At 70.7% G+C, this 23189-nt stretch carries 17 protein-coding genes; 12 read left to right on the top strand and 5 right to left on the bottom strand.

Features of this window, described 5'->3' with window-relative positions:
- The first annotated feature begins 190 nt into the window (after positions 1 to 190).
- Positions 191 to 4102, top strand: a complete 3912-nt coding sequence (locus ABZ406_RS09170; protein WP_357757760.1) for a Pls/PosA family non-ribosomal peptide synthetase — start codon at positions 191 to 193, stop codon at positions 4100 to 4102.
- The gene (locus ABZ406_RS09165; RefSeq protein WP_357757757.1) at positions 4099 to 5442 is read left to right on the top strand and encodes a M1 family metallopeptidase; all 1344 of its coding nucleotides are present in this window, start codon (positions 4099 to 4101) and stop codon (positions 5440 to 5442) included. The genes ABZ406_RS09170 and ABZ406_RS09165 overlap by 4 nt, the downstream gene beginning before the upstream one ends.
- 46 nt (positions 5443 to 5488) lie before the next feature.
- Here ABZ406_RS09165 and ABZ406_RS09160 read toward each other — a convergent pair whose 3' ends face one another.
- From ABZ406_RS09160 to ABZ406_RS09150, 3 genes are all read right to left on the bottom strand, one after another.
- Positions 5489 to 6262, bottom strand: a complete 774-nt coding sequence (locus tag ABZ406_RS09160) for an alpha/beta hydrolase (protein WP_357757754.1) — start codon at positions 6260 to 6262, stop codon at positions 5489 to 5491.
- Between the two features lie 70 nt (positions 6263 to 6332).
- Positions 6333 to 6902: a DJ-1/PfpI family protein gene (locus tag ABZ406_RS09155; protein ID WP_357757751.1), complete on the bottom strand. Its 570-nt coding sequence runs from the start codon at positions 6900 to 6902 to the stop codon at positions 6333 to 6335.
- 87 nt (positions 6903 to 6989) lie between these two features.
- On the bottom strand, positions 6990 to 7733 hold the full coding sequence (locus ABZ406_RS09150) for a GntR family transcriptional regulator (protein ID WP_357757748.1): 744 nt from the start codon (positions 7731 to 7733) through the stop codon (positions 6990 to 6992).
- Positions 7734 to 8026: 293 nt separating this feature from the next.
- Here ABZ406_RS09150 and ABZ406_RS09145 point away from each other — a divergent pair, with 293 nt between their 5' ends.
- From ABZ406_RS09145 to ABZ406_RS09115, 7 genes are all read left to right on the top strand, one after another.
- Positions 8027 to 9433 carry an extracellular solute-binding protein gene (locus tag ABZ406_RS09145; protein ID WP_357757745.1) on the top strand — a complete coding sequence of 469 codons (1407 nt, stop codon included), beginning with the start codon at positions 8027 to 8029 and terminating at the stop codon, positions 9431 to 9433.
- 38 nt (positions 9434 to 9471) lie between these two features.
- On the top strand, positions 9472 to 10380 hold the full coding sequence (locus ABZ406_RS09140; protein ID WP_357757742.1) for a sugar ABC transporter permease: 909 nt from the start codon (positions 9472 to 9474) through the stop codon (positions 10378 to 10380).
- Positions 10380 to 11291: a carbohydrate ABC transporter permease gene (locus tag ABZ406_RS09135; protein WP_357757738.1), complete on the top strand. Its 912-nt coding sequence runs from the start codon at positions 10380 to 10382 to the stop codon at positions 11289 to 11291. The genes ABZ406_RS09140 and ABZ406_RS09135 overlap by 1 nt, the downstream gene beginning before the upstream one ends.
- Complete coding sequence (locus ABZ406_RS09130) at positions 11291 to 12358, top strand: ATP-binding cassette domain-containing protein (RefSeq protein ID WP_357757735.1); 1068 nt, start codon at positions 11291 to 11293, stop codon at positions 12356 to 12358. The genes ABZ406_RS09135 and ABZ406_RS09130 overlap by 1 nt, the downstream gene beginning before the upstream one ends.
- The gene (locus tag ABZ406_RS09125) at positions 12358 to 13434 is read left to right on the top strand and encodes an ABC transporter ATP-binding protein (RefSeq protein WP_357757732.1); all 1077 of its coding nucleotides are present in this window, start codon (positions 12358 to 12360) and stop codon (positions 13432 to 13434) included. Before ABZ406_RS09130 ends, ABZ406_RS09125 begins: the two co-directional genes overlap by 1 nt.
- A 53-nt stretch (positions 13435 to 13487) precedes the next feature.
- Positions 13488 to 14948 carry an NAD-dependent succinate-semialdehyde dehydrogenase gene (locus ABZ406_RS09120; RefSeq protein ID WP_357757730.1) on the top strand — a complete coding sequence of 487 codons (1461 nt, stop codon included), beginning with the start codon at positions 13488 to 13490 and terminating at the stop codon, positions 14946 to 14948.
- 63 nt (positions 14949 to 15011) lie between these two features.
- Positions 15012 to 16265: an iron-containing alcohol dehydrogenase gene (locus ABZ406_RS09115; RefSeq protein WP_357757727.1), complete on the top strand. Its 1254-nt coding sequence runs from the start codon at positions 15012 to 15014 to the stop codon at positions 16263 to 16265.
- Between the two features lie 57 nt (positions 16266 to 16322).
- Here ABZ406_RS09115 and ABZ406_RS09110 read toward each other — a convergent pair whose 3' ends face one another.
- On the bottom strand, positions 16323 to 16550 hold the full coding sequence (locus ABZ406_RS09110) for a ferredoxin (RefSeq protein WP_357757724.1): 228 nt from the start codon (positions 16548 to 16550) through the stop codon (positions 16323 to 16325).
- The gene (locus ABZ406_RS09105; protein ID WP_357757721.1) at positions 16547 to 17776 is read right to left on the bottom strand and encodes a cytochrome P450; all 1230 of its coding nucleotides are present in this window, start codon (positions 17774 to 17776) and stop codon (positions 16547 to 16549) included. The genes ABZ406_RS09110 and ABZ406_RS09105 overlap by 4 nt, the downstream gene beginning before the upstream one ends.
- A gap of 342 nt (positions 17777 to 18118) precedes the next feature.
- Here ABZ406_RS09105 and ABZ406_RS09100 point away from each other — a divergent pair, with 342 nt between their 5' ends.
- The 3 genes from ABZ406_RS09100 to ABZ406_RS09090 all read left to right on the top strand — a co-directional run bounded on the left by ABZ406_RS09100 (position 18119) and on the right by ABZ406_RS09090 (position 23135).
- Positions 18119 to 19369 carry a S1 family peptidase gene (locus ABZ406_RS09100; RefSeq protein WP_357757718.1) on the top strand — a complete coding sequence of 417 codons (1251 nt, stop codon included), beginning with the start codon at positions 18119 to 18121 and terminating at the stop codon, positions 19367 to 19369.
- A gap of 28 nt (positions 19370 to 19397) precedes the next feature.
- Positions 19398 to 19958, top strand: coding sequence for a hypothetical protein (locus ABZ406_RS09095; protein ID WP_357757715.1), 561 nt, complete (start codon positions 19398 to 19400; stop codon positions 19956 to 19958).
- Positions 19959 to 20045: 87 nt separating this feature from the next.
- Entirely contained in the window at positions 20046 to 23135 is a 3090-nt protein-coding gene (locus ABZ406_RS09090) for a hypothetical protein (RefSeq protein ID WP_357757712.1), read from the top strand.
- The last annotated feature ends 54 nt before the right edge of the window (positions 23136 to 23189 follow it).

Below are 23189 nucleotides of genomic sequence, written 5' to 3'. Positions count from 1 at the left end.
TGCCGGAACACCGTTGACGCGCAACGGCGGCGATGAACCAGGGCGTGAACTGTGGTGGTGGACACGAAGCCGTCGCTTGTCCGGCACTTTGCGCCGACCGCGACGTAGCGTTGAGCGCTGCCCAGGGCCGGTCCGCGTACCGCACACGCCTGGTCGACGCCGATCCGTCGGAGAGAATGGTGAACGCCGGGTGCCCGTGACGAGTGAACTTCAGGTGGTCGCGCTACCGCCGACAGCTACCGCACCGACTGTCCCTGCGGTGTTCCGATCCTCCCCGGCCTCGGCCCGCCGCACGCTCGTCGACATTTTCGACGACTCCGTGCGCGCGTACCCCGATGCGGTTGCGCTCGACAGCGGCGCGAGCACGCTGACGTACCGCGACCTGGCTGATGCGGTCGCGGCCGTCCGGGAGTCGCTCTCCGCGCAGGGCATCGGTGCCGGCGACCGCGTGGGCATCCGGATCTCATCCGGTACGGGCGAGCTGTACCTGGCGATCCTCGGTGTTCTCGCGGCGGGCGCGGCCTACGTGCCGGTCGACGCGGACGATCCCGAGGAACGCGCCGAGCTCGTCTTCGCCGAGGCGGGGGTCGTGGCGGTGCTCGGTGACGGGCTGGAGGTGTCGGTGCGCCGCAGCCCCGTGGGCCGGGTCGGCCGGCCCGGCCCGGACGACGACGCCTGGATCATTTTCACCTCCGGTTCGACGGGCACCCCGAAGGGTGTCGCGGTCAGCCACGGTGCGGCGGCGGCTTTCGTGGACGCCGAGGCGCGGTTGTTCCTCACCGACGAAGCCAGTGAGGCGATCGGCCCGCAGGATCGGGTCCTGGCCGGGCTGTCTGTGGCGTTCGACGCGTCCTGCGAGGAGATGTGGCTGGCGTGGCGGCACGGCGCGTGTCTGGTGCCGGCCGCGCGGTCGCTCGTCCGCAGCGGCGTCGACCTCGGTCCGTGGTTGGCCGAGCAGCGCATCTCGGTGGTGTCGACGGTGCCGACGCTGGCTGCGCTGTGGCCCGTCGAGGCACTGGAGGAGGTCCGGCTGCTGATTTTCGGCGGGGAGGCGTGCCCACCGGAGCTCGCGCAGCGCCTGGCCGTCGAGGGTCGGGAGGTCTGGAACACGTACGGACCGACCGAGGCGACGGTGGTCGCCTGCGCCGCGCGGATGACCGGCGAGGGGCCGGTACGCATCGGGCTGCCGCTGGTCGGCTGGGAGCTCGCCGTCGTCGACGCCTCGGGTGCTCCGGTGGCGATGGGTGACACCGGTGAACTGGTGATCGGCGGGGTGGGGCTCGCGCGTTATCTGGATCCGGGTAAGGACGCCGAGAAGTTCGCCGCGCTGCCCGCGCTCGGCTGGAAGCGGGCGTACCGCAGCGGTGACATCGTCCGGGCGGAACCCGAGGGGCTCCTGTTCGTCGGCCGCGGTGACGAGCAGGTCAAGCTCGGCGGACGCCGGATCGAGCTGGGTGAGATCGACGCCGCGCTGCAGGCGCTGCCGAACGTCGCCGGTGCCGCCGCCGCGGTGCAGCGCACGGCCGCGGGCAACCAACTGCTGGTGGGGTACGTGGTTCCGCACGACGAGGTCACGTTCGACGCCGCGGCGGCGGCGCTGCGGATCCGTGAGCAGTTGCCGGCCGCGCTCGTGCCGCTGCTGGCCGTGGTGGATGCGCTGCCGACCCGGACGTCCGGCAAGGTGGACCGGGCCGCGCTGCCCTGGCCGCTGGCCACCCCGCAGGACACCGCGGCTGAGCTGACCGCGACGGAGGAATGGCTCGCCGGCGGTTGGGCGGAGATTCTCGGTGTACGCCCCACCGGGGCGGACGCCGACTTCTTCACCCACGGCGGCGGCAGCCTGAACGCGGCGCAACTGGTGGCGTGGATCCGGCGTCGGCACCCACGTGTGTCGGTGGCCGACATCTACCTGCACCCGAAACTGTCGCGGCTCGCGGCCGTGCTCGACGCGCTCGACACCACGGCGGCGACGCGGCGGGAGGTCCGGCCGACGCCGAGGCGCGCCGGGCTGGTCCAGGCCGCGCTGACGGTGCCGATGCTGGCGCTTGTCGGGCTGCGCTGGCTGACCGTCCTGGCCACCCTCGGCAACGTGCTGACAGTGCTCGCGCCGGCACCCTGGGCACCTGTGGTGTCCTGGTGGTGGGTGGCGCTGGGCTGGCTGGTGCTGTTCAGCCCTCCGGGCCGGATCGCCGTGGCCGCATCGGGAGCGCGGCTGCTGTTGCGCGGGGTACGCCCCGGCAGCTACCCGCGTGGTGGCTCCGTGCATCTACGGCTGTGGGCCGCCGAACGCCTCGCCGAGCTGACCGGCGCCACGAGTGTGGCCGGGGCATCCTGGATGATCACGTACGCCCGGGCCCTCGGCGCGCAGGTCGGGGCCGACGTCGACCTGCACTCCGCTCCGCCGGTGACCGGCCTGCTGAAGCTCGGCCGTGGCGCGGCGATCGAGCCGGAGGTCGATCTGTCCGGCCACTGGGTGGACGGCGATGTCGTCCGCATCGGTAGGGTCCGCGTCGGTGCCGGCGCCCGGGTCGGATCCCGCAGCACCCTGATGCCCGGCGCTCGGATCGGCAAGGGCGCCCGCGTCGCCGCGGGCTCGACGGTGGCGGGGGCCGTACCGGCGAACCAGCACTGGGCCGGCTCACCGGCCGCCGCCGCTGGCAAGGATTCGGACGGGTGGCCCGCACAGCGTCCCCCGCGATCGCGGACGGGTGCACGCCTCTGGCCGCTCGCGTACGGGATCACCGCCCAGATGCTGGGGCTGGTCCCGGTAGTGGCCACCCTGCCGGCGCTCGCCCTGCTCGCCTGGACGCTCACCGTCCGACCGGAGGTGGGCGCGGCGCTGGCCGCCGTCGCGGTGGGGACCGTCGCCTACGTGGTGGTCTACGCGCTGCTGGTGCTCGGGGCCGTCCGGGCGCTCAGCATCGGCCTTCGCGCCGGGCACCACCCGGTGCAGGGGCGGGTGGCGTGGCAGGTCTGGACGACCGAGCGGCTGATGGGGATGGCCAGGGTCGGGTTGTTCCCTCTGTACGCCAGTCTTTTCACCCCGGTGTGGTTGCGGCTGCTCGGCGCCAAGGTGGGGCGCGGGGTGGAGGCCTCCACGGTGCTCGCGTTGCCGGCGATGACCACCGTCGCCGACGGGGCCTTCCTGGCCGACGACACGATGGTCGCGACGTACGAGCTGAGCCACGGATGGCTGCGGGTCGCCCCGGCCCGCATCGGCAAGCAGGCATTCCTCGGTAACTCGGGTATGGCCGCGCCGGGGCGTTCGGTGCCCAAGCGTGGGCTCGTCGGTGTGCTGTCGTCGGCGCCGTTCAAGGCGAAGAAGGGCTCGTCGTGGCTCGGCGCGCCGCCGATGCCGCTGCGCCGGACCGTGGAGGCGGCCGACACCAGTCGCACCTTCGATCCGCCTCTGCGGCTGAAGCTGGCCCGGGCGGCGATCGAGCTGTGCCGGATCGTGCCGGTGATGTGCGCCGGTGCCCTGGCGGTCGGTGTGCTGGCCGCGCTCGCGCTCGTGTGGCGGGCTGCCGGGTGGTGGGTGGCGGCACTCGTCTGCGGGCCGGTGCTGCTGGGCGCGGCGATCGTCGCCGCCGCCATCGCGACGGCCGCGAAGTGGCTGCTGGTCGGGCGTTTCCGGGTCACCGAGCGCGCGCTGTGGACCTCCTTCGTGTGGCGCAACGAGCTCGCGGACACGTTCGTCGAGGTTCTTGCCGCGCCGTGGCTGGTCCGTTTCGCGACCGGCACGCCACTGCTGACCGCGTGGATGCGCACGCTCGGCGCGAAGGTCGGCCGGGGTGTCTGGCTGGAGACCTACTGGCTGCCCGAGTACGACCTGGTGCGTCTCGGTGACGGCGCGACGGTGAACCGCGGTTGTGTGGTGCAGACCCACCTGTTCCATGATCGTGTGATGAGCATGGACGAGGTGACGCTGGGCGCGGGCGCCGCGCTGGGCCCGCACGGCATCGTTCTGCCGGGCGCGAGCATCGGCGCGCGGACCACTGTCGGGCCCGGTTCGTTGGTGACCCGCGGCGACGCCGTGCCCTGCGACAGCCGCTGGTGGGGTAACCCGATCACCACCTGGCCGGCGCCGGCTTCACGGACGTGACGAACCCGAAGGCGTCGACGCCTCGCGGTGCCACGCCCGGCGCTGATCGCTCCGGCGACTCGTACCTGCCCGAACACGGCAACGGCGGCTACCGGGTGCGGCACTACGACCTCGACCTCGACTACCGGGTCGCGTCGAACCGTCTGGGTGGCCGAGCGGACATCACCGCGGTGGCCGTCCAGTCGCTGTCCCGGTTCACCCTCGACCTCGGTCGCCTCCGCGTTCAGGACGTCCGGGTGGACGGGCGTCCCGCGAAGTACCTGCACCGGCCGGGCAAGTTGCAGATCAAACCCGAGCGCCCGATCGGCGCCGAGGACACCTTCCGGGTGGAGATCCGGTACGCGGGAAAGCCGACGCCCATCTCCGGCCGGTGGGGCGAACTCGGGTGGGAGGAGCTCACCGACGGGGTGCTCGTCGCCAGCCAGCCGAACGGGTCACCGTCCTGGTTCCCCTGCGACGATCAGCCCGGCGCCAAGGCCACCTTCCGGGTCGCTGTCACGACCGCCTCCCCGTACACCGTGGTGGTGACCGGTGATCGGGTGCTCCAGCGGCGGGGGGCGAGCGGCACGACCTGGGTGTACGAGCGGCGCGAACCCACCTCGCCGTACCTGATGAGCGTCCAGATCGGACGCTACGAGATGGTGGATCTGGCCGTCGGTGACGTGGTGCAACGCGTGGCCATCCCGCCGGCGCTGCGCAGGGACGTCGCCCACGACTTCGGCCGACACGGCGAGATCATGTCGGCGCTGCAGCGGCTGTTCGGGCCGTACCCCTTCCGGGAGTACGTCGTCGTGGTCGCCGACGACGACCTCGACGATCCGGTCGAGGCGCAGGGGATGGCCGTCTTCGGGCGGAACCACGTCGACGGGCGGCGCACGCATGAACGCCTTGTCGTGCATGAGCTGGCCCACCAGTGGTTCGGCAACAGCCTCACCGTGGCTGACTGGCGCCACATCTGGCTCAACGAGGGCTTCGCCACGTACGCCGAGTGGCTGTGGTCAGGTGTCTGCGGTGACCAGTCGACAGACGCCCTGGCCGCCCAGTGGTACGCGTGGGTCGCGGCTCGCCCGCGCACCGTCGTCGTCGCGGATCCCGGCGTCGACCGGATGTTCGACCCGCTCGTCTACAAGCGTGGCGCTCTCACCGTGCACGCTTTGCGGAAGAGGGTCGGCGACGAGTCGTTCTTCGCGCTCCTGCGAGCCTGGGTGGCCGAGCATCGACACGCGACGGTGACGACCGGGCAGTTCCGGTTGCACGCCCAGCGCTTCGCCCGCGAACCGCTGGACGACCTGTTCGGTGCCTGGCTCGACAGCCCGACGCTGCCGCGCCTGCCGCGCTGACCGCGGGCCGGCCCGTGCCACATCGGCTGCCGACCTGCCGCCGCCGTCAGTGGGCGTGGTTTCGGCGGAGGAAGGACGACAGCAGGCGCCTGAACTCCTGCGGGTGCTCGATCGCCGGCACGTGCCCGCACCGGTCGAGCACGTGCAGACGGACATCCGTGAGGTGTTCGAGCAGGGGCTGGGCTGCCGTCCCGAGCGGGGTGACCCGGTCCTCGGCGCCGTGGACGAGCAGCACTGGCACGCGCACCGCTGCCAGCGTTCGCGGCGAGAGGGTGAGGTCGACGACCCATCGCGGCCTGGGTGGAGGGAACAACGACGCGAACGCCGCCTCCCCTGCGCGCATCGCCGCCGCGCGGGCGTCGACTGCCGAGTCGGTCACGAGCGCCTGGTCGAGGACGAGGCGACTCAGCATGTCCCGCGCCCCGAGCGCGCCGGCGGGGGCGGCCCACACCGCGTCCAGATCGGCGGACAGCGGCGCCCCGGGGGCGCCCATCGTCGAGACCGCCACGACACCGGTGACCCGCTCCGGGCGGGCGGCCGCCAATGCCAGCGCCACCGCACCGCCCATCGAGTGGCCCACCACGGCGTAGGTCTCGACCCCGAGAGTGTCCATCAGGGCCGCGGCCTGCTCGGTCCACAGCCGGAGACCACCCCGGGAACCCGCCGGGACGGGTGTCCGGCCGAACCCCGCCTGGTCCGGGGCCACCAGGTACCAGGACGTGCCCAGCGCCTGCGCCGTCGGTGCCCAGGCTCCGGACCCGGTCGTGCCGGGTCCGGAGCCGTGCAGCATCAGCACCGCGGGCCCGGTGCCGCTCTCCAAAACGTGGACGGGAGACCCGTCCACGTCGACCGTCCGAAGTGCTGCGGTCACCGGGGCGGGCCGGGTGCGCTCATGCCGACGCGGTGTCGACCGACTTGGCGAAGAGTTTCATCATCGCCCTGCCGAACTGCGGCATGTCGGGCCATCCCCGGCAGGAGACGAGGTTGCCGTCCACGACGTCGGGAGCGTCGATGACCGTCGCGCCCGCGTTCTCCATGTCACCGGTGATGGGCGGGAAGCACGCCGTCTTCCGACCCTTCAGCAGCCCGTACACGGCTGGTACCTGTGCGCCGTGGCAGACCAGTGCGATGGGGAGATTGCGTGCGAAGAAGTGCTCGGTGATGCGCCTGACGTCGGCGTCGACCCGGATCCACTCGGGAGCGCGTCCCCCGGGGATGATGAGGGCGTCGTAGCGCTCGACGTCGACCTCGGCCCACGGCACGTCGACAGGCAGCTTCCGGCCGTTCTTCTCCACGTACGCGTCGGAGTTGGGGTCGAACTCGTGGATGACCAGTTGCACGTCACGAAGCGTCCGTGACGAGACGTCGACGTCCCAACCGCCCTCCTGCACGCGGTAGTAGGGATACATGGTGTCGAGTTCCTCGGCGGCGTCGCCGGTCAGGAGCAGCGCTCGGGGCACCTGCTTCTCCTCGTGTTTGGTGGCGGTGGGGTGGACACGATCCAATCCGATCCGATTGGGCTAGCATTCCTCCGCCCCGCCCGCCCGTCAAGCCTCTACCGGCGCCGCGTCCACGTCCTTGATCTCGTCGAACAATCGACGGAAGCGCTCGCCGGACCGCAGGATGTGCCGACGCATCGCGTACGCGGCGGCGTCGGGGTCACGCGCGGCGATCGCGGCCACGACCTCCTCGTGCTCGGCCATGGCCAGGTGGGTGACCTGGGTGTCGTGGTGAAGCCGGAAAAGGTGCACGTGGCTGTGCAGGCGGGCGAGCGCCTCACGGATGACCTGGTTCTCCGCGCTCAGTGCGACGAGGTCGTGGAAGGCGGCGTCGCGGAGCCCGAAGGCGCCATAGGCCAGGGGCTCGTTGCCCCCCTCCAACTCCGCCATCTCCCCCAGCATTCGTTGCAGGCCGGCAACCTGCGCCAGGGATGCGCGTTCGGCGGACCGGCGCGCCGCCGCCGGCTCGAGGAGCAGGCGCACCTCGAGCATGTCCTCGAATCGGTGACGGTTGATCTGGGGAGGAATGCGGTAACCGGCATGGGGCACCCGCACGACCAGACCCTCTGCCTCCATCCGGTTCAGAGCGTCCCGGATCGGCGTCTGGGAGACCCCCAACTCTCGCGCCAGGACGTCGATCGTGACTCGGGAGCCCGGCTCGATCCGTAACGACATCAGCTGTCCGAGCAGCGTGTCGTACACCTCGTCGGCAAGCCGGCCGCCAGACCTTCCCGGCGGCGTTCCGCCGTTCGCGGCCCGTCTGCCCCGCCCGGTCATCGCTTCCTCGTCCATCGTGACGTGAGGTCCTTTCTTGCGTCTTCGGGAACCTGTTGACATCAGTCACAACGCTGCGGGATGCTGACGCCCCGCTCGATCGTATAGGAAAAGTGCCGGGTGCTCGCCATCCTGCACCATCGCGGAACCACCCGCCAGCGCTCCAAACCGATCGTGACGCCGGCCCCCGCGACAGCCCTGGCACGGCGCCTGAACAACCCAGCAACTGCTCGGCGAAGCACATAGCGAGGCACTAGAAGTCCCCAACCCGAAAGCAGGCAGTGATGCGATATCTGAAGCGAACAGGACGGATGTCCGCCCCCCGTCGGCGGGTGCAGCTGGCGACGGCGGCCATGCTGCTGGTGGCCACGACAGTGACGGCGTGCGGCGACAGCAAGGACGACGACACGAAGGCGAGCGCCCCGAAGGCGCCGGCGACCATCCCCGAGCTCACCAAGGACCCGCTGACGCTCAGCTTCATCTGGTTCGACTGGCCCCCCGCCCAGGCGCTGGAGGACTTCGCCAACGCGGAGTACAAGAAAGAACGCCCGAACGCGACCATCAAGGTCAACACCGTACCGAACGCGAACTGGCACGACGCGATGTTCACCCAGTTCGCCGCGCGCAAGACCGACTTCGACCTCGCGATCCTGGACTCGCAACACATCGGCGAGGCCGTGACGAACGGCAACATCCTCGACCTCACCGACTTCGTCAAGAGCAACATCGACGTCGCCGCCTATGACCCGTACCTGCTGGCGGCCTACGGCCAGTACCCCCAGGCGGAGACCGGCAAGCGCGACGAGAACGCCAGCCTCTACGGGCTGCCGCTGCTCGGCGACACCTGGACGATGATCTACCGCAAGGACCTGATCGGCGACAAGCCGCCGCAGACCTGGGACGACATGATCTCAGCCGCCGAGAAGTGCCAGGCGAACAACCCCGGCGTCAGCGGGCTGGCCTTCCACCAGGCCAACGGCTCCGACGCCGCGGCGGTCACCTACAACACCGTCAACGGCGTCTACGGCGGCAACCTCTGGGACGCCAAGGCGCGCAAGATCAACGGTGTTCTGAACGATGCCGCGGGTCAGGAGGCGATGGACGTCCTGGTCAACAAGATGAAGCCGCTGACCGCCAAGGGCTCCGGCAACTGGTTCATCGACGAGGTGAACGCCGCGGTCGCCCAGGGCAAGGCCTGCATCGCGTTCAACTGGATCGCCGCGAGCGGCGGCCTGCTCGATCCGAAGCAGTCGACGCTCGGCACCACGCGGGAGCAGATTCTCGACAAGCTGGGCTTCGCCACCCTGCCGAGCCAGAAGACGAACCTGGTCCCTCTCGGCGGCATGGGGATGCACGTGTCCGCCTACTCCGCCGCTGCCAACCAGGCCGAGGCCCTGAACTTCATGAGGTGGTTCGAGCAGGCTGACATCCAGAAGAAGTGGGCCGCGGCCGGTGGCGTGCCGTCGCGTACGGACGCGATCCAGTCACCCGAGTTCCTCAACGCCGGGCCGTTCAACAAGGTGTACGCCGACTCGGTCCCGCGGATGCGGGACATGTGGAACGTGCCCGAGTACGCGCGTCTCGTCGACATCGAGAACACCAACGTCAACGCTGCTCTCAACGGCGCGAAGAAGCCGAAGGACGCGCTCGACGACATCGCCAAGGAACAGCAGAGCGTGCTCGACTCCAGCAGCCGCAAGGGCGGCGGCGGACTGTGAGTGCCCCCGTCCCTCTGACGACCGACGACCCCGGGCAGGTGGCGTCCGCGACGCCGCCCGCACCGGGTCGGTCCCGGCGGCTGACCGACCGCGGGCTCGCCGTGGCCTTCACCTCCCCCGCACTGCTGCTCCTGCTCGCCATGTCGGTGTTCCCGTTGCTGTGGGCGCTGTACCTGTCGTTCACCGACTACTCGGCCACCCGCGGCGGGCCCGCGAACTTCATCGGGTTCGGGAACTACACAGCCATCCTGACGTCGGCGCAGGTGCACCAGAGGGTCCTGACCACGGTGATCTACGTGATCGGCGCGGTCGGCCTGCAGACCGTGCTCGGCTTCACCATCGCCTACCTGATCTCTCGACGGACGCACGGGCGAGGTGTGCTGACCACGTTGTTCCTGGTGCCGATGATGCTGTCGCCGGTCGTGGTCGGGCTGTTCTGGCGATTCATGCTCGACGCGCAGTTCGGCGTGGTCAACAGCATGCTCGGGTCGGTGGGCCTGGGGCAGGTGGAGTGGCTCACCCGGCAGCGGACGGCCCTGGTGTCCCTGATCGTGGTCGACACCTGGCAGTGGACGCCGTTCATCATGCTCATCGCACTCGCGGGCCTCACCGCGGTTCCCAAGTACCTATACGAGGCTGCCTCGATCGACCGGGCGTCCGAGTGGTTCAAGTTCCGCACCATCACGCTTCCACTGGTGTGGCCGCTGCTCCTCATCGCCGTGATGTTCAGGGCGATCGAGGCCTTCCGGTTGTTCGACCTCGTCTACATCCTCACCAACGGAGGCCCGGGAGTCTCCACCGAGACGCTGTCGTTCCACGTCTACAAGGTCGCGTTCCTGGGCTTCAACACCGGAACCGCCTCGGCGTACGGGATCCTCATGGTCCTCGTCGTCATCGTCCTCACGCAGTTGTACCTGCGCTACCTGAACAAGCTCAAGGAGGACTGATGGCCGTCTCCGTCGACGAGGCCGTGTCCACAGGTACGGCCCGGGACCACTCGCCCCCCGCACGCCGCCAGGGCGGTCGGGGCCGCTCCGGGCTGGAGGTCGCGCTGCTGGTCGTGCTGGCCGTCGTGATGCTCTTTCCGGTGCTGTGGATGATCGAGACGTCAATCAAGGAGAACCGGGACGTCTACGCCATCCCGGCCAAGTTCTTCGGCTTCCAGGTCACCCTGGAGCATTTCAAGGACGTGTTCGTCGCTCCCGGCGGCGGTCGTTCGACCCTGTCCGTCTCGTTCCTCAACTCCGCCATCGTCGCCGGGGTCTCCACGGTGCTGGCCACCGTCCTGGGGGTCCCGGCGGCCTGGGCCTACTCACGCTTCGCCGTGAAGGCCAAGAAGGACCAACTGTTCTTCATCCTGTCCACCCGCTTCATGCCGCCCGTGGTGGTCGTGATCCCGATCTTCCTCATGTACCGCCAGGTCGGACTCATCGACAGCAAGCTCGGTCTGATCCTCATCTACGCCGCGTTCAACGTCCCGTTCACGATCTGGATGATGAAGGGCTTCGTCGACGAGGTGCCCGCCGAGTACGAGGACGCCGCCATGCTCGACGGCTACACCCGCCTGCAGGCGTTCTGGCGGTTCACCCTTCCCCTGCTCGTGCCCGGCATCGCCGCGACGGCGGTCTTCGCGCTCATCTTCTCGTGGAACGAGTTCGTGTTCGCCATCTTCCTGACCTCCAGCGACGAGGTGCGCACGGCACCACCCGCCATCGCCGGGCTCATCGGTGGCACCACCACGGACTGGGGTCTCGTGGCCGCCGCCTCGGTGGTGTTCGCCCTACCGGTGCTCGTCTTCGCGTACCTGGTCCGCAAGCACCTCATCGCCGGTGTGACGCTCGGGGCGGTGCGACGCTGATGGCGGGCATCGAGGTGACCGCGCTGCACAAGCGCTACCCGGACGGGACCGTCGCGGTCGAGCACGTGGACCTGTCCATCGGCGACGGCGAACTGTTCGTCATGCTCGGCCCTTCGGGGTGCGGCAAGACGACAACACTGCGGGCCATCGCCGGCCTGGAGCGGCAGACCACCGGCGACATCCGCATCGGTGACACGCTTGTCAACGACCTGCCGCCCGCCGAGCGCGACATCGCCATGGTGTTCCAGTTCTACGCTCTCTACCCGCACCTGAGGACCCGCGACAACCTGGCGTTCCCCCTGCGGGCCGAGGGACTGCCCAAGTCGGAGGTGCGGGAACGGGTCGCCGAGGCAGCCCGGCTGATGCGCCTCAGTTCGCTGCTGGACCGACGACCGCGCCAACTGTCCGGCGGGGAGCAGCAGCGCGTCGCGCTTGCTCGGGCGCTGGTGCGACGACCGCGCGCATTCCTCATGGACGAACCCCTCACCAACCTGGACGCGGAACTGAGGGCGGACATGCGTACGGAGATCAAGCACCTGCAGGGCGAACTCGGTACGACGATGGTCTACGTCACCCACGACCAGGTCGAGGCGATGTCGCTCGGTCACCGGATCGCCATCCTGAACAAGGGCCGTGTCGAGCAGATCGGCACCCCGCTGGAGGTCTACGACCGCCCGGCAAGTCTCTTCTGCGCCGCATTCATCGGCTCCCCGCCGATGAACCTGGTCGAGGTGGAAGTGGCCGACGGGAAGCTGCGCAGTCAGGGCGGACTGGTTCTCACCCCACCGCCCGGCCTGTCCCGCGACCGTCGCCTGGTCGCCGGCGTCCGCCCGGAGGCGCTGGAGGTCACCGCACCGGGGGCGGAACGGTCGGTCCCGGCCCGCGTGGTCTCGGCGGAGTGGCTGGGCGACGAAATCATCTACGTGGTCGACCACAGCGGCAAGCGCGACGTACGGGTTCGGATGCCCCCGACCGTCCGCTTCGCCGCTGACGCGACTGTCGGTCTGCGGCACACCGGCGGGACCCCGGCGGTCTACGACGTGAGCACGGAAGAGTTGGTGGCCTGATGGGAACCGTTGCGGCGCAAGGGTTGCGCAAGTCCTTCGGTAAGGTCCAGGCCCTGGACGGGGTGACGCTCGACGTACCGGACGGCTCGTTCTTCGTCGTGCTCGGGCCCTCCGGGGCGGGCAAGACGACGACCCTACGGGCGATCGCCGGCCTGGAGAAGCTGGACGCCGGGTCGGTGCACCTGGACGGCAGGGACGCGACAGGCGATTCCCCGGCCGCCCGCGACCTGGCCATGGTCTTCCAGAGCTACGCCCTCTACCCGCGTCACACCGTGTACGAGAACATCGCGTCACCGTTGCGGGCCCGCCGCCGTTCGTCGGGCGAGATCGCCTCTGCCGTCGAGCAGATGTCGAGCCTGCTGCACATCGAGCGTCTGTTGCAGCGTCGTCCCGCGCAGTTGTCGGGCGGTGAGATGCAGCGTGTCGCCCTGGCCCGGGCGCTGGTCCGTAGCCCGCGCGCGTTCCTCATGGACGAGCCGCTGACCAACCTCGACCTCAAGCTGCGCGTCGAGATGCGCACCGAGCTCACCCGCATCCACCGCAGCCTCGGAGCGACCTTCGTCTACGTGACGAACGACCAGGTGGAGGCCCTGTCCATGGCCGACCAGGTAGCGGTTCTCAAGGAGGGGAAGGTGCAACAGGTCGGAACGCCGACCGAGGTGTACGAGCGTCCCGCCAACCAGTGGGTCGCGGGATTCGTCGGGAGCCCTCCGATCAGCCTGCTCGCCTGCCGCGCCGAGGGAGATCGTCTCGTTGGTGCGGAAGGCTGGACGCTGCCGCGGCCCCGTTGGACCACCGCTGAGGACGGCCGACCGCTGCTGCTGGGGCTGCGTGCGGAGGACCTGTCCGTCGAGCAGCGTGGGGACGCGTCGTTGCCGGGTGAGCTCTACGGGCTCGAGCCGCTCGGTGACCGAACGGTGGTCGACGTCCGAGTGGGGACGGAGATCCTCAAGGTCAAGGCACGACCCACTGTCACCGGTACGCCCGGCGAACGGCTACTTGTCACTGTCGACCTGGACCGTGCGCACCTGTTCGACGCGGACACCGGGTTGGCGCTGTCCGAGGCCGGGCGGTAGCCGGACCGGGTCGCGACGGCACCGAGCACCAAGAACATCACAGGAGGCACGCAATGAGTGACCCGACGGACGTCCTGGCCCCCGAGCACCGGAGGCTCCGGATCGGCGACGGCTGGCGCGACGCCGTGAGCGGAGCCACCTTTGCCGTCGAGGACCCGGCCACCGGCAGGACCATCGCCGAGGTGGCGGACGCCGGTGTCGTCGACGGGCTGGCCGCCCTGGACGTGGCAAGCAAGGCGGCGGCGGAGTGGGCGGCGACCCCGCCGCGGAAACGGTCGGAGTTGTTGACCGCCACGTACCGGGCACTCAGCGAGCGGTCCGAGGACGTCGCCCGGCTGATCACGCTCGAGATGGGCAAGCCGCTCGCCGAGGCTCGCGCCGAGGTGGCCTACGGCGCCGAGTTCTTCCGGTGGTTCGCCGAGGAGGCGGTACGCGTCGAGGGGCGCTACAGCACCGCTCCGGGAGGCGGCTACCGCATCCTCACCGTGCCGAAGCCGGTCGGTCCGTGCGTCTTCGTGACGCCCTGGAACTTCCCGTTGGCCATGGGCGCCCGCAAGATCGCACCGGCACTGGCCGCGGGCTGCACGACGATCACCAAGCCGGCGGCCCTGACGCCACTCACCATGCTGTACCTCGCCCGCATCATGGAGGAGGTGGGTGTTCCCCAGGGCGTCGTCAACGTCGTGACCACCACGCGTTCCGGCGAGGTCGTCTCCGCACTGCTGGCCGACAGTCGGACCCGCAAGCTCTCGTTCACCGGGTCGACAGAGGTCGGGCGTGTGCTGCTCCGACAGGCTGCGGACAACGTGCTGCGTACCTCGATGGAGTTGGGTGGGAACGCCGCCCTGATCGTGTGTGCCGACGCTGACCTGGACGTCGCTGTCGACGGTGCCATGGTGGCCAAGATGCGCAACATCGGGGAGTCCTGCATCGCGGCCAACCGGATCTACGTCGAGGAGCCGGTGCGGGAGGAGTTCACGGCGCGCTTCGCCGAGCGGATGGGCGCGCTGTCCGTGGGCCATGGTCTCGACGACGGCGTGGACGTGGGGGCGTTGATCGACGACGCCTCGGTCACGAAGATCCACGAGCTGGTCGCCGACGCTGTCGATCGCGGCGCCCAGGTCCTGGTGGGCGGCGAACGCCCGGTTGGGCCGGGCCACTTCTACCCGCCCACGGTTCTCGTCGACGTGCCCGAGGACGCGCGGATGCTGAAGGAGGAGATCTTCGGCCCGGTGGCGCCGATCATCTCGTTCACATCCGACGACGAGGTGATGGCGAAGGCCAACGACACCGAGTACGGCCTGGTCGGATACGTCTTCACCACCGACCTCCAGCGGGCGCTCCGGTTCGCCGAAGGGCTCGATACAGGAATGCTCGGCATCAACCGTGGTCTGATCTCGGACCCGTCAGCTCCCTTCGGGGGCGTGAAGCAGTCCGGGATCGGCAAGGAGGGGTCGCACGAGGGCATCCTCGAGTATCTCGACCTCACCTACGCGGCGATCGACCTCCCGTGACCGGCCTGCCGCTGCGCGCGCTCGCCCCGCACATCGCCGCCGACGTTTCGGAGAGGCCCCCACATGCTTGAGACCTTCCGCGGACCACGCCAGCTGATCGTTGGCGAAGGGGTCGCGCAGAACATTCCACGAGTGGTGGCCGAGAGCGGCTCGCGGGTCCTCATCGTGACCGACCAGGTTCTCCTGGGGCAGCCGGGCGTCGCCGAGATCGTGGCCGCCGTTCGGGAGAAGGTCGATGCCGTCGAGGTGTTCTCCGATGCGACTCCCGACGTGCCGCTCACCGATGTCGCCCTGGCCGTCTCGGCCGCGGCCGAGGTGGACGCCGACGTGATCCTCGCCATCGGGGGTGGCACGGTGATCGACCTCGCCAAAATCGTCGGCGTCATCCGCCGCTACGGTGGCACGCCGCGCGACTTCTACGGCGAGTCGAGGGTGCCGGGGCCGACGATGCCGCTCGTCGCGGTGCCGACGACGTCGGGCACCGGTTCCGAGCTCACACCCGTCTCGGTGTTGACCGACCCGGACCGCGAGCTGAAGGTGGGGGTGTCCAGCGTCCACATCGTCCCCGACTTCGCCATCGTCGACCCTGAACTGACCTACACCTGCCCGGCGACGGTCACCGCCCACTCCGGCATCGACGCGTTGTGTCACGCGGTGGAAAGCTACACCGCCCGACCCCGGGCCCACGGGCCGCGCGACCCGGTGGAGCAGGTGTTCCTCGGCCGCAACCCGGTCACCGACCACTATGCGCTCCTGGCCGCGGAGCGGATCGCCCGGAGCCTGCGTCGTGCTGTCCGGGACGGAGGTGACACGGACGCGCGCGCGGACATGTCCTACGGGTCGATGCTCGCCGGGCTCGCGTTCTCCCACGCGGGCAACGCGGCCCCCCACGCCCTCCAGTACCCGATCGGCGCGGCCACGCACACGCCGCACGGCCTGGGCGTCGGGCTGCTCCTGCCCTATGCGCTGGACGCCGCCAGGGATGCCATCGGCGATCGGCTGGCCACCCTCGCCCGGGTGTGCGGGCTCGACGTGTCCGACGCCTCCGAGGCCGAGGCCGCCGACACGTTCCTCACCTGGCTCGACGGGCTCCTCGCCGACATCGGCATCCCTCCCACCCTGGCCGACATCGGCGTCGCACGGGCCGACCTCCCCCGTTTCGCGGAGATGGCCAGCGGTGTCACCCGCCTGATCCAGAACCATCCGGGTCCGACCGACACCGCCAGCCTGACCGCGATCCTCGAAGCGGCCTGGACCGGGGACCGGAGCCGACACGTCCTGACTCCGAGCAGAGACAGCGACAGGCCTTCCGCATGACGACGAGTCGCCTGCTCCGCCTGCCCCGCTCAGGCAGGGCAGGCGGCCGGACTCGGGTCAATCCTGCGGCGCGATCAGTCGCTCATCGGCGGCGTCGCGGACCGTGATCGCCTCCACCGGGCACGAGTCGGCGGCGTCGAGGATGACATCGGCTGGGGCGACGACGTCGGCCAGCGGCGCGGACCGGTCGCCGACCAGGTGGAAGTGCTCGGGCGCGGTGCCGGCGCAGATGCTCGTGCCGATGCAGCGGCGCGAGTCCACCCCGATCCGCCACGCCGTACTCACCAGGCCACCGGCATGCCGAGCAGACCCCGCACCAGCATGCCCCGCTTCCACTTCAGCTCAGCCTCCGGTACGGCGAGCCGCAATCCGGGCAGGCGAGTCACGAGAGTGGCGACGGCCACCTGCAACTCCATGCGGGCCAGCTGCGCGCCGACACAGTGGTGCACGCCGTGCCCGAAGCCCAGGTGCGGGTTCTGCTCGCGGCCGAGATCCAGGCGGTCCGGGTCGGCGAAGACGGTACCGTCCCGATTAGCCGACGACAGTGAGCCGAGGACCGGCTCACCTGCACGGACCAGCACCCCGCCGACCTCGACGTCCTCCTTCGCGTACCTGGCGAAGGACGAGCCGACGCCGAGCGGCACGTAGCGCAACAGCTCCTCGACCGCGGCCGGCACCAGCGACGGGTCGGCCCGCAGCCGAGCGAGCTGGTCCGGATTCTGCAGCAGGACGTAGACGAAGTTGGGGATCTGGGTCACCGTGGTCTCGTGGCCGGCCGCGAGCAGCCCTCCGGCCAGCTCCACCAGCTCGGTCTCGCTGAGCCGATCCTGATTCTCGTCGCGGGCCCGCACCAACGCGGCGAGCAGGTCGTCGATCCCCGGCTCACGGCGGCGCACGGAGACCAGATCACCGATATAGCCCCAGAGATTGTTCAGGTACTCCTGGATCGTCTCCATGGGCAGGGAGGTGGTCGAGACGATCGCCTCGGACCAGGTGTGGAAGAGGTCGCGGTCGGCGTACGGGACCCCCAGCAGCTCGCAGATCACCTGGATCGGCAGCGGCGTGGCGACGTGCTCCACCAGGTCGGCCGGTGGACCGAGCCGGACCATGTCGTCGACCAGCCCGTCGGCGATCTCCTGGGTGCGGGGTCGCAGCGCCTCCACCCGGCGCGCCGTGAACGCCTTCGCCACCAGCCGGCGCAGCCTGGTGTGATCGGGTGGATCCAGGGTCAGCATGCCGCTGTCCTGCTGGCGCGCGGTGAGTCTGGGCTCGTCGCGTTGGACGGCCGGGGCGCGGCCGAAGCGCACGTCGCCGAGGACCGTCCGGACGTCCTCGTACCGGGAGGCGAGCCACGCCTCCTCCCCGTAGGGGAGCTTCACCCGGGTCATCGGCTCGTTGTCGCGCAGCTCGCCGTAGGTCGGATCGACGACGAGGCGGTCGGGCACACTGAACGGGTACTGCCGCGCGGGTGGAACGACTCGGCTCCCGGTGGTCTGCGCGCTTTCCGTCATCCGGATTCCCTTCGTCGAGACGGCGTGATCCGTAGGCCGGCACCACTGTCGTAGCGGCGCGGATTGTCAGCGTCCGGGGCCTGCGGGCAGCACACATCAACGCTCAGTGATCTGTCGATATCGGATCGTAGCGATAGATGCCGATGATCGCCATGGAGGCCGGGTTCCCGCGCCGACGCGACAGCGCTCTCGTGGCGAACCGCGTGCGGGAGCTGTCCAGCCCCGTCCAGCCGCGTCCAACATCGCACTCGCTGCCTGCTCCCGATTGCGAGGATTGCCGTCCGGTCCGGGCCGTCCGGCTCCTGACCTGGCCGACCAGTCCCCTCGTGATGGGAGCGGTGAATGTCAGAACGTGTTGCCAGCCACCCGCGTACGACAAGATCGAGCCGCGGGCCCCTGCTCGCAGTGGCACTCGCCGTCGTGGCGTCGGTGGCCTTCGTCCCGACGGCAGCGGCGGCCCGACCGCTCGACCGGCCGGCGCAGCCCGGGGGCGCGGCGGATCCGGCCCGCACCGATGGCCGGGCAGCCCCGACCTCCGTCGCCGGCACCGCCGACGGGAAACGGGCGGACCGGGCGCCGGACATGGCCGAGGCGATCGCCGAGCAGCGGGGCATCACCCGCGATGCCGCCGAGAAGCTGCTCAGTGCCGAGAACGCCAACGTGCGACTCGCCAACCAGTTGACAGCCGAGCTGGGTGCCAGTTCGGGCGGCGCGTACCTGTCCGACGGCGACCTCGTCGTCACGGTCACCGACGCCACCGCTGCCGCGAAGGTGACCGCCGCCGGCGCGAAGGCACGCCTCGTCGCTCGTGACGAACGGCAACTGCGGACCATCCAGCGGGCGCTGGAGGCCGCGGCGAGTGAACCGAACACGACCTGGGGGGTGGACCCGGAGACGAACCAGGTGGTCGTGAGCCTGCCGGCGTCGGGAGCGAAGAACGCCGTGCAACGGTCGGTGGCGCGCAGGTTCGGCGCGGCGGTCCGGTTCGAGACCAGCGACGGCCCGATCCAGCCGAACGTCGGGATCTCCAGCGGGGACTCGTTGGGCGGCTGCTCGGTCGGCTTCACCGCCACCGACTTCACCTTCAACTACATCATCACAGCCGGCCACTGCACGCAGGGCTTTCCACACTGGACGCTGCCCAACGGCGAGGACGTCGGGCCGTCGCTGGAGAGCAACTATCCGGAGAACGACTTCGGCCTCGTCTGGATGAACGGTCCGTCGGTCTGGGCGACCGGCGCCATCAACCTGTGGAACAACACGAGCCGCAGCATCCACGGTTGGGCGACGGCCGTGAGCGGCCTGTCGGTCTGCAACTCGGGCAAGACCACCGGACTCAGGTGCGGCTCCGTGCTCAAGACCAATGTGACTGTCAACGGCGCGGGCGGCACCGTACGCCAGATGGTCGAGACGAACATCTGCACCCTCGGTGGCGACAGTGGCGGGCCGCTCTTCGCCGCCAACACCGGGTACGCGCTGAACTCGCACGCCAACCGGAAGGGAACCCAGTGCAACGCCACGCCCCGTACCTGGCACCAGCCGGTGGGCGAGGCGATCAACACGTACCAGGTCGTCATCTACGGCGCGCCGTGACGAGCGACGACACCCGAAGGAGACAGCAATGAGAACCGCACTCACCAGAGCCGCACGCCTCAGCGCCGCGGCCGTCCTGGCGACCACTGTGGCCCTGACCGTGGCCGTCGGCCCCGCCCAGGCGGACCTCTGGCAGCACACCGACGGGTTCGAGGGGAGCCCGGCAGCCGTGTGGGAGTTCCACCGCTCCGGCGCCGGCAGCGGAGCCTACGAGCTGGGAGCGGGAACGGCCCGATCCGGTTCGAACAACGCCATTCTCACGACCTCGGCCGGCGGCTGGTCCGGGGTGGGCAAGCTGCTCACCGTACGTCCGCGTACCGCCGGGCACTCCACCACCTGCGGCGGCGGGTTCTTCGTCCGCGCGGTCAGCGGGCCGGCGGTGCTCAACGTCGAGGTGATCGATCCGGCGAGCTGGACCTATCTCGCGCTGCGCACCGTCCGCATCACCGACACCGTCTGGCGGCGGCATGACGTGGCCAGCTACGCGAACGGTCCGTCCCAGGTGTTCGTCCGGGTCTCCCTGCTCGGCGGCAGCGGTGCCGTGCGGGTGGACGACATGGCCTTCCAGTGCACCTTCTTCAGCTCCTGATCAGGTCGACCACAGTGGGGCCGGCGCTCGTGGCGCCGGCCCTCCGTCGGCGTACGAACCACGCCGGTCGGCTATTACCATGCGAGCGTGGCTCATGGTGCCCAGGTTCGCCGGCCGTACCCGTTGCTCGTCGCCGCGGCGGTCCTGGTGGCGCTCGGCGCCGCCGTGGCCTGGGGGGTCGGTGACACGCTGGGGCTGAGCCACGCCCCCGCCGACGTGCCGCGCGAGGACGCTGTCGCCGCCCCGGCGCGGACGCCCGCACCGGTCCCGCCGTTGGCCTCCCTCGTCGTGCCGGACGAGTTGCGCGTCCGGAAGGCGGCAGCCGCCGTCGCCGACGCGGTCGTCGTCCGGGGCCGGCCCCGGCCGGTGCTGGTTGCGGCCACGTCGAGCACGGCGAGGTCCGTGACTGCCGCGCCGGGCACCGGCACGGAGCGGGCCGCGGCCCCGGACCTGTCGGCGGTGAGGACGCTGCGGGCGGACGTGCGGCCCACCCTCGGCGGGACGCCCGAGTCGTACCGGCTCGACGTGCGCGGCGGCGAGTTGACCGTCCAGGGCGGGGACGTCGCGGGCGTGGCCGCCGGGATGTACCGGCTGGCCGACCGGATCCGCTCCGGCGCCGAGGCGCTCCCCGCGACGGACGCGGGTCGGGTGGTCAGCCCTCGGCTCGGCCTGCGGCTGACCGACGCGGGTTCGGTGGGGCGCGAGCCCGACCCGGCCGTCTTCGCCGCCGGCGACGACTACGGGCTGAACACCGACGTCGTCGGATCCGCGGTGCTGCCGCACGCGCCGTGGGTGGACGCCGGCGCTGTCGCCCGCATCGACGCGCAGTTCCGGCAGTTCGTCGACCACTCCGTGGCGCAGGGATACAACGGGATCGTCGTGCCCGGCTTCCTGGAGTACGTCACATTCGCCACTGTCGGCGACGGGCGCGCGGTCTACCCGTCCGGCGACCCGCACGTCGACCGCGCCCGGGCGATGGTCGCGGCGTTCGGCCCCGTCTTCCGGTACGCCGAGGACATGGGCGTCCGGGTCTTCCTGCTGACCGACATGCTCGCGGTGTCACCCCCGTTGGAGGCGTACCTGACGCGGACCGTCGGCGGCCTCGACACGGCCGACCCCCGGCTGTGGGAGGTCTACCAGGCCGGTCTGGCCGAGCTGTTCGACAGCATGCCGTTCGTCGACGGCCTGATGGTCCGCGTCGGCGAGGGCGGCGAGGTGTACGCCGCGGCGGGCTGGGACTACTCGTCACGGCTCGCGGTCACCACGGAAAGGTCAGTGCGCGCGATGCTGCGGGCGTTGCTGGACACCGCAGGCCCAGCCGGAAAGGAGATCATCTTCCGCACCTGGACGGTGGGCGTCGGCGCGGTCGGCGACCTGCACACCAACCCGGCGTCGTACGCGCAGGTCCTCGGCGGGCTCGACGATCCGCACCTCATCGTGTCCACCAAGTACACGCTCGGCGACTTCTACAGTCACCTGCCACTGAACACCACACTGCTGGGCGGCGGGCACCGCCGCATCGTGGAGTTCCAGGCCCGGCGCGAGTTCGAGGCGTTCGGCTCGCTGCCCAACGACCTCGGCCCGCTGCACCGACAGGCGCTGCGCGCGTTCCTTGCCGCGAACCCGAACGTCGAGGGTGTCTGGAACTGGACCCAGGACGGTGGGCCGCTGCGCGCCGGGCCCATGTCGCTGTACCTACGTGCGGGGTTCTGGCAGCTCTACGACCTCAACACGTACGCCGTCGGCCGCCTGGCCTGGGACCCGCACGCCGACCCGGCGCAGGTCACCGCGGACTGGGCGTACCGCACGTTCTCCGGCGACCCGGCCACCGTCGCCGCTATCGGGCAGGCCATGGCGCTGTCCCGGGAGGCGGTCACCAAGGGGCTCTACATCGGCCCGTACGCCGACCGGTCGGTGCGGGCGCTCGGGCTGGAACCGCCGCCCATGATGTGGATCTTCGAGTGGGACATCGTGACCGGCGACTCCGCCGCACTGGACAGCATCTACGCGGTGACCGGCGGCCGCGTCGACGAGGCGATCGAGGAGGGCACGCAGGCCGTCGCGCTGGCCCGTCGCATGCGCGACCTGGTCGCGGCGACCGCACCGGCGACCTGGCGGGACGCCGAACTGCGCGGGCGCTTCACCGCGACGCTCGACTACCAGGTCGACCTGTTCGAGACGCTTGGCGCGTACCGGACCATGGTGTTGCGGCACGCCCAGTGGCTGGACACGGGTGCCCCGACCGCCCGCCACGACTGGCTGCTGGCCACCGCCGCGTACCAGGACGCGCGTGACGCGCACCGGCAGCGCTACGGCGCGAACCTGGACCTGCCCGCGTACAACTTCACCGCCGCCGACCTCGGGGCGCGGCGCGCCGACCGGGACCCGGCGATGGCCTGGGCGGCCCGGGCGTTGCTCGGGTCGATCCTGCTGGTGGTGCTGCTCGGCCTGCGCGCACGCGGCTTCGGCGCGGCGGCCGCCCACGGGTTGCTGCTCGGCGCGCTCCGGCCGTGGCGGGTCGCCGCCCTGCCGACGCCGGCGCGGCGGGCGGACCGGGTGTTGGTGTGGCTGGTCCCGGCCGTGGTGCTGGTGGCGAGCCGGCTCGTGTCGACCTGGTTCGCGGCGCCGGCGCACCTGCTGGTCACCCTCGGTGGGTGGGCGTTGTTCGCCCTCGTCGCACGTCTCGTCGTCGGCCGGCGGGATCCGTTCCACCTCTGGGCAGTGGTCGGCGGTGTCGCGCTGCTGCGCAGCGTGCTGCTGCTGACGGCGCTCGCCGGGCGCGGACCGGGCGGTTACTGGTTCGTCTTCTGGACCGCGCCGAGCCTGCGGGCGGCGTACGTCACCGTCGCGTTCGCGGCGTTCTGCTGGCTGTTCGTGGCCGTCGCTGTGGTCCTGCGGGACCGGTACGGCAGGAGCCGCCGAAGCGCCGTCGGGCTGACCCTCACCGCCGCTGGTGTGCCCCTGGGGATCCTGTCCGCAGTGGTCGCGGCGGTGAGCCTGGAACGCGCGCTGACGGTGTGGAACGATCAGCTCGCGCTGCTGCCCTGGGGCCTGTCCCGCATCCTCGGCATCACCGTCCACCTCGGCATCCCGGCCCACCTACCCGCGTACACGGCGGCCGCCGGGGTCGCCCTGGCCGGCACCGGCCTGCTCCTGTCGCTCGGCCGCGCCCGTTGATCCCGACGCTCGGTTCGCACGGGCTCACGCCGATCGGGCTGCGGCTCCGCGCGG

This window comes from Micromonospora sp. NPDC005710 (assembly GCF_040630995.1).
GTDB lineage: Bacteria > Actinomycetota > Actinomycetes > Mycobacteriales > Micromonosporaceae > Micromonospora.
The sequence above is the reverse complement of the archived record's forward strand: the minus strand, read 5'-3'. Positions and strand labels throughout refer to the sequence as shown.

Coding starts and splice junctions, on each gene's coding strand:
- ABZ406_RS09150 (WP_357757748.1), bottom strand. CDS start 7,733: ATGGACGAGGAAGCGATGACCGGGCGGGGCAGACGGGCCGCGAACGGC.
- ABZ406_RS09145 (WP_357757745.1), top strand. CDS start 8,027: ATGTCCGCCCCCCGTCGGCGGGTGCAGCTGGCGACGGCGGCCATGCTG.
- ABZ406_RS09135 (WP_357757738.1), top strand. CDS start 10,380: ATGGCCGTCTCCGTCGACGAGGCCGTGTCCACAGGTACGGCCCGGGAC.
- ABZ406_RS09130 (WP_357757735.1), top strand. CDS start 11,291: ATGGCGGGCATCGAGGTGACCGCGCTGCACAAGCGCTACCCGGACGGG.
- ABZ406_RS09125 (WP_357757732.1), top strand. CDS start 12,358: ATGGGAACCGTTGCGGCGCAAGGGTTGCGCAAGTCCTTCGGTAAGGTC.
- ABZ406_RS09120 (WP_357757730.1), top strand. CDS start 13,488: ATGAGTGACCCGACGGACGTCCTGGCCCCCGAGCACCGGAGGCTCCGG.
- ABZ406_RS09115 (WP_357757727.1), top strand. CDS start 15,012: ATGCTTGAGACCTTCCGCGGACCACGCCAGCTGATCGTTGGCGAAGGG.
- ABZ406_RS09105 (WP_357757721.1), bottom strand. CDS start 17,776: ATGACGGAAAGCGCGCAGACCACCGGGAGCCGAGTCGTTCCACCCGCG.
- ABZ406_RS09100 (WP_357757718.1), top strand. CDS start 18,119: ATGTCAGAACGTGTTGCCAGCCACCCGCGTACGACAAGATCGAGCCGC.
- ABZ406_RS09095 (WP_357757715.1), top strand. CDS start 19,398: ATGAGAACCGCACTCACCAGAGCCGCACGCCTCAGCGCCGCGGCCGTC.